Origin of the sequence: Vibrio sp. S11_S32, from assembly GCF_014694465.1 — a bacterium.
In the GTDB taxonomy this organism is placed as follows: Bacteria; Pseudomonadota; Gammaproteobacteria; order Enterobacterales; family Vibrionaceae; genus Vibrio; species Vibrio algicola.
In genome coordinates this window covers 1-5,011 of the sequence record NZ_JAAUWS010000087.1, presented here as the reverse complement: position 1 = coordinate 5,011, position 5,011 = coordinate 1, and the positions used below count along the sequence as shown (strand labels likewise).

General features: G+C 37.5%; 5 protein-coding genes. All 5 read left to right on the top strand.

What is annotated here, in order from left to right; genetic code table 11:
• The first annotated feature begins 171 nt into the window (after window positions 1-171).
• The 5 genes from HC723_RS16390 to HC723_RS16370 all read left to right on the top strand — a co-directional run bounded on the left by HC723_RS16390 (window position 172) and on the right by HC723_RS16370 (window position 4,748).
• Window positions 172-1,425, top strand: coding sequence for a hypothetical protein (locus tag HC723_RS16390; RefSeq protein WP_190339847.1), 1,254 nt, complete (start codon window positions 172-174; stop codon window positions 1,423-1,425).
• A gap of 441 nt (window positions 1,426-1,866) precedes the next feature.
• On the top strand, window positions 1,867-2,409 hold the full coding sequence (locus tag HC723_RS16385; RefSeq protein WP_190339846.1) for a hypothetical protein: 543 nt from the start codon (window positions 1,867-1,869) through the stop codon (window positions 2,407-2,409).
• 835 nt (window positions 2,410-3,244) lie between these two features.
• On the top strand, window positions 3,245-3,682 hold the full coding sequence (locus HC723_RS16380) for a hypothetical protein (RefSeq protein WP_190339845.1): 438 nt from the start codon (window positions 3,245-3,247) through the stop codon (window positions 3,680-3,682).
• Window positions 3,683-3,712: 30 nt separating this feature from the next.
• Window positions 3,713-4,345: a hypothetical protein gene (locus tag HC723_RS16375; protein ID WP_190339844.1), complete on the top strand. Its 633-nt coding sequence runs from the start codon at window positions 3,713-3,715 to the stop codon at window positions 4,343-4,345.
• The gene (locus HC723_RS16370) at window positions 4,320-4,748 is read left to right on the top strand and encodes a hypothetical protein (RefSeq protein ID WP_190339843.1); all 429 of its coding nucleotides are present in this window, start codon (window positions 4,320-4,322) and stop codon (window positions 4,746-4,748) included. Before HC723_RS16375 ends, HC723_RS16370 begins: the two co-directional genes overlap by 26 nt.
• The last annotated feature ends 263 nt before the right edge of the window (window positions 4,749-5,011 follow it).

Sequence of the window (5,011 nt, the reverse complement as noted above, 5' to 3'; positions counted from 1 at the left end):
TTTAGATACCCTGTTTGCCATTAGCACTAGCTAACGGTGATTTGTTGTATCTGGCGTTTGCCAATTCAACTAAAAAACAACCTGGTGACTGCTTTTGTCACCATCAATATCACTACCGGCATTTTGCAGGTGGTTAACTTTGCGCGCACCGCGCACATTAAGGAATATTTTATGTCTATATCTCAAGAGCTATCTCGCATCATTAAACCAATGGCTGAAAAAGCTGGTTTTGAGAACGTGGAGAAATACCATGAGTTAGTGTTCAACAAAATCTTTTCTGAGCTGCTAACACGGGATAAAAACCCGCTATTGGTAATACCGGAAACATCTATTTGGGAGGCGTATAACCTTGCTTATAGAACGGGGCTTAATCCGTTACACGGTTATATTTATGCTGCGACCTATCATGGGAGATTGAGTGTCGACTTAACATTCCGTGGTTATACTGCGGCACTGATAAACGATCCTAATTATCTCAAGCATCGGATGGTGTTTTCTGATAATAAAGTGGTTGTTTCAGGAGGACACAGCGTTACTGAGTGGGCGCAATTAATCATCACGTTTAAAGACGGACGAGAAATTGAATGCTTGCCAGAGTTTGTGTTGGAAAATGAAATCCTCACAAGTATACCTTGGAAAAAAACGCCAAGTCGGATGAACGCAATTAAAGCATTAACGCGAGGTGTAGCCTTTGCGTTAACTCTTAATTGTGGTGAAGCTGATTATTACTTGGATGATTCGTATCTAGGTGAGAATCCTGATCATAGTGAAGGTGAAAGTGCATTGATTGTTGATGTAGAAAGCTCTCAAGTTGAAGTCAAGGCTGACAAGGTTGAGACTTTGCAACAAGAGGTAGTTTTAACTTATCAGGAACAGTGGGAGCAATGGTTGATTTCTCTTTTAGGTGAAAACTCACAAGAAGAAATAAACCAAGCTGTAAGTAGTTTCTACGAATTTGTTGAGAAGGCCGGTAAAAAAGTCAACTTCATCAATGATGAGCAAGTTTCCAAATCAAAGAAATTTGTACTATCAGCATTAACCAAGAACGCAAAGAGTAAGCAAGCAGAGCAAGCGCCTGTGATGCAGAAGGATGCAATTAAGGAAAATGTAAAGGTTGAAGTTATAGAAGCGGAAGACGTTACTGAGGCTCAATTAGCTGAAGAAGCAAAAGCAAAAGCATTAGAAGTTGAATTGGTTGAAGAAGTGCAAGTGGAATTGACTGAAGAAGTTGAAGAAACTGAATCTTTAGAAAATCAATACGATTTTGGATTGATTCCTGCATCGACACGCGCAGCGATTGACGTAATAGCTCAATCTGCTGACGAGTCAGGCGATACGTCTTCATTGTTAGATCTACTTGAAGTAGTGAGTAGCAATGAAGAGAAAGCATATATTCAAATGCTTTCTGATCGCATTGCAGCATAATGATTAGCCCTGAAAGGGGCTTTTTCATTTATTGAAAAAGGATTAACCATGATTGTATTTAAAGGGAGTAAAGCAGAATATCTAGCACGAAAATGTGAAAGAGATAAATCCCATTTGTACCTGTTAGTCACGGACACGGTTTCACTAGAATCGTCCAGTGGTAACAGGCTTGAAGGTGAAAATGTGAATAGCAATGACACCTTAAAGCTAGGAAAGGGGATATATAAAATATCACCGAATGTTTTCATAAAATCTGCTAAATATTTCTTAATAACATTGAGATATACGAAATTGCAGATAAGTGCGGTAGCCTACTAACTAAGCCCAACGCGAAAATCCAGACCTAATGGTCTGGATTTTTTTTGCCAATATAACGATATGAATTGATAAAAAGAAATACTAGTGCTATTTTTGTGTTGTAGTGTAATTTGGAGTTAGCACATGGCATTATCGTTACAAGAATATCTATTTTTAGCCTACGGAAGTTCGGGGGGGGATAGACAGCCATTTTATGAAGAAAACCCTGAATTTTTTACATCAGAAATTGCCCGATGGATCAAAGGTGATTATAAGATCGATTTGGATACAGGCGAGATATATAAGCCCGTATCTAAAAGTCCTAAACTTATTGATATTAAAAAAAATGGTGTATTTAAGCAGGTAGCAATTGACGGTGAAATTGCTCAAGAGAAACTAGCCCAATTACTAGTATTAGGTGATCGTGGCTTAGAGCAACGGTTTGGGTGTATTGCCGATCTAATTGCATCGGAGCATTCAGGTGAGGTCAAACTATTCTATAAAACCGGTTATGTTGCCTGTGTTGTCATTAGCATTAACAGAACTGAACAAATAGCGGATGTTATTTATGCCGGTGAGGAAAAGAAACGTCGCAGAAACGACAATAACCAATGCAATCAAATCATAAATTTCATTCGATACGTTCTAAATGATGAATCAATTGAATGTAGAATTCCAGCGAGGTAAAAATGAATCCGATCCTTCGCTTTGCAGCAAAACACAATTCGCATACCAATCAACTTATTAACAACTGGCACGAAATTGAAATATTACTGTTTAACTATGATGGTAATGGCGGTGTTTTAATTAGAGCCGATGGAGTATTGGTAGCTGCTTCATTATCTGATATGAACGAGATCATGTTCAAATCTAACGTTTACATAGAAAAAAACCTAAAGTCGATATGTGGATTGTCCTATTAATAAAGTTCAGGAAATAATATAAAAAAATCGCGATAATTATCATCAACATACTAGTTACGGTTTCATTTGGCATTATGGTTGCAAACTATCAGCGTGGTACTAATCACGATGACGACCTAAATGGAATGGCAGCGCAGAGTTCATTTAATTCAGCAATGATTACGAACTTTAAAAGTTGCATGGAAAAAAATGGAAAGTTTGAATTTTGTACGATGAAAATGAACGAGTTTGGCGAAATTAATCACCACCTGTTGCACAGCCGTTCAATATTTGCGATATTAGCGGCTTCTATACTCGATTTTACGCTTAGACACCTCTTTTAGAGCCGTGAAATGTTTTAAGTCTACTTACCTACACCTTAGCTACTCATAGAGTCCAGCTACTTACTACCACCTAACATTCATCTTTGATGAACTGTTTTAAATCTTTTTAGATACCCTGTTTGCCATTAGCACTAGCTAACGGTGATTTGTTGTATCTGGCGTTTGCCAATTCAACTAAAAAACAACCTGGTGACTGCTTTTGTCATCATCAATATCACTACCGGCATTTTGCAGGTGGTTAACTTTGTGCGAACCGCACACATTAAGGAATATTCTATGTTTCAATTTAATAAAAATGTTTTGCGTGTAGAGAATAAAACAATGGCGCTGTTTTTAATTAGCAACGCGGTGGAAGTCGTATTGGATTCTAGTAATCCGTTACAGACATACCAAGACCTACTAGCAGCATCACAAGAAGATCAGTCGATTCCAACCGACATTGAAGTGTATGAACGGTATGAAAATCATTTCCCTAGCGATTTGATTGAGGAAATATTGTACATAGCAAATCAAAATGCGGAATTGGTCAATACCCTAATTTCAGCAGGATCTAGCATTAAGCTGCACTCATGCCATAAATGCAATGCACCAATCAACCTAAAATCGGAGTCTATTTCTGATGGGTATGATGGTGAATGTGTCTATTGTGATGAAGATATGTTTGAGAGTGAATGGAAGGAGTTTTTATTCAAATCAACATGCAGTAATCAATAAGCAGTAGCTTAAACAAATAGGAAAAATATTATGAATCTATATGAAAAAATGCTCAATGTGGTAAAGCAGCATCCAAACCTTGTAACGCATTATAAAACCGATTTAGACGTAGATAAGGACGTTATCGAAAATGATGCACAGGCAGGGGATAAATACCTCTGGATTCTTAAAGGAAATGGCTGTGGTACATGGCTTTTTCGGTTAGGTGCTAGCTCGATTGTTGAGCAAGTTGTAAAAAGCGAAAATGAAAATGCTGTGTTCTATTGGGTACACGTTGATAGCCTGAATTCTGGTGTTATTCAACGAGTAACCAAGAAACATGCTTCAAGTCTACATAATATTAAACCACCAGCGGGAAGAGTTCCCCGAAGAAAATTGCTTTTATCTGTGATCTTGGAATCGTTTAGTTTAGAAACCAAGCGAACTGATTTCTTAGCCCACGTTGTTAAACTCGGTACGACGAAGCAAAAGTTAAAAGTAAAACTGCTACATGTTGATCGACACTTACAAGCTACCTTTCAAATAACATCAATGACGGACAAAAAGGTTACGAATTTCATATACGAGATCACATGGTCTAAATATGAAAAAGTAACTTCCTTAATTGGAAAAAGCGTCACCATTCAAACGTCTGGTGATGGATACGCAAGTATCAAAGAGTAACTTTGTATTTAACGATGACACCCATGAACCGGCAATGTTTGCCGGTTCATCATTAGCGCAATCGCGCAAAAATAATAGGAATATGGTTATGAGTATAGAAAAGAAATTGTTCAACATTGCAAAGTTCTACGGTATTACTGAACAGCAGATCACGGATAAATGGTCCGGAGTTTGTGTTAAAAAAGGCGATTCTGTTCTTTGGTTAGTGGGGAACAATACAAATGAATTACACAAATTATCTTACTTAAAGCAATCGGGCGAGTTGATAAATTTAATCAGTTCACTCGATAGCGAGGATGATGTAGAAACGTACATTGTTCGAGTGATAGCCGAGAGAGGAGTGATAATTCAAAATCTTTCTAATTCTAATGCCGCTCTTTATGTAAAGCGAAACTTCGGTTAAGCAACAAAAAATCGACTAGGGGAGTGATTTTGCATTATGCAAGATCACCTCTGGTCCACTAATACGCTGTAGCGTAACAAAAGGAATATTAATATGTCTGAGCTAAAAACAGGTCTTTCTACATTTGTAGATTATGATACCTTACCGCAACAGGTCGATTCTAAAATAAATCTGGAAAGGTATGTGTGATAAGGCTTCTCAGCCTTTTCCAGAAAAACAGTAGTTTTTGACTATTTTTCCTAAAATTCGAATTTTTAGAATAC